This is a genomic window from Variovorax sp. P1_H12_2, from assembly GCF_056405335.1.
On the sequence record NZ_JBFUCI010000715.1, the window covers coordinates 1 to 1,531 of the forward strand.

The 1,531-nt window shown below is 66.9% G+C and carries 1 protein-coding gene; it reads right to left on the bottom strand.

From position 1 onward, the window contains the following. A partial coding sequence (locus tag AC1D2K_RS34490) for a YgiQ family radical SAM protein (protein WP_478094909.1) occupies positions 1 to 1,313 on the bottom strand: 1,313 nt, incomplete at its 3' end. Positions 1,314 to 1,531 lie beyond the last annotated feature (218 nt).

Sequence of the window (1,531 nt, forward strand, 5' to 3'; positions counted from 1 at the left end):
ATCGAGCAGAAGGTGCAGCCGCCGAAGCAGCCGCGCATGATGTTGACGCTGAAGCGGATCATTTCCCAGGCCGGGATCTTGGTGGCGCCGTCGTGGCTGCCGTTCTCGTCGGCATAACCCGGATGCGGGCTGCGCGCATACGGCAGGTCGAACACGTGGTCCATCTCGGCCGTGGTGAGCGGGATCGGCGGCGGGTTGATCCAGACGTCGCGCGCGGTCGTGCCTTCGCCGTGCGCCTGCACCAGCGCGCGGGCATTGCCCGGGTTGGTCTCGAGGTGCAGCACGCGATTGGCGTGGGCATAGAGCACCGGGTCGGCACGCACCTGCTCGTACGAAGGCAGCCGGATCACCGAACGGTCGCGCGGCGGCACCTTGATTCGCTCGCGGCTTTGCAGGGCCGGATTCGGCACGAAGGTCAGCGGCTTGATCGCGAGGTTGACCGAGCCCCTGGCCTCGGCAGCCTGGGCGACCGCCTGCGCATCGTCTTCCTTGGCACAGGTGGCGCCGTTGGCTTTGGCCTGGTCCGACACCATCAGGTACGGATTGACGTGGGCCTCGACCCGGCCCGGCTCGTCGACGCTGGTCGAATTGATCTCGAACCAGGCCTCGGGGGTTTCGCGGCGCACGAAGGCGGTGCCGCGCACGTCGGTGATGTGCGCAACCGGCTCGCGCGCCGCCAGCCGGTGCGCGATCTCGACGATGGCGCGCTCGGCGTTGCCGTAGAGCAGCAGGTCGCACTTGGCGTCGACCACGATCGAACGGCGCACCTTGTCCTGCCAGTAGTCGTAGTGCGCGATGCGGCGCAGCGACCCTTCGATGCCGCCGAGCACGATCGGCACGTCGCTCCAGGCTTCCTTGCAGCGCTGCGAATAGACGATGGCCGCGCGGTCGGGCCGCTTGCCGCCGATGTCGCCCGGCGTGTAGGCGTCGTCGCTGCGCACCTTGCGATCGGCCGTGTAGCGATTGATCATCGAATCCATGTTGCCGGCGGTGACGCCGAAGAACAGGTTCGGGCGGCCGAGCGCCTTGAACGGGTCGGCGCTCTGCCAGTCGGGCTGCGCAATGATGCCGACCCGGAAACCCTGCGCCTCCAGCATGCGGCCGATGACCGCCATGCCGAAGCTCGGATGGTCGACGTAGGCGTCGCCCGTGACCACGACGATGTCGCAGCTGTCCCAGCCGAGCGCGTCCATCTCGGCACGCGAGGTCGGCAGGAACTTTGCCGTGCCGAAGCGGGCCGCCCAGTACTTGCGGTAGCTGGTGAGCGGCTTGGCGGCGCGCGTGAAGAAGGAGACGTCGACGGGGGCGTTCATCAGGGGGAAAACGGCAATCGGTTGCCGCGCAGGCCTGCGGGCCGGGTGGGCCCGTGGTGGGCAACCCGCGATTTTAGGGTTTTCCATTGGATCTGTCGCCCTAAAGGACTAAGGCCCCTCCCCGGCACCCGATCAATTGATTGCTTTTGTCAATCAATCAATTGACAATGGCAATCATGTCCGACGCAACCGCCCTCTTGTCCGAGGTCGCCCAGGTC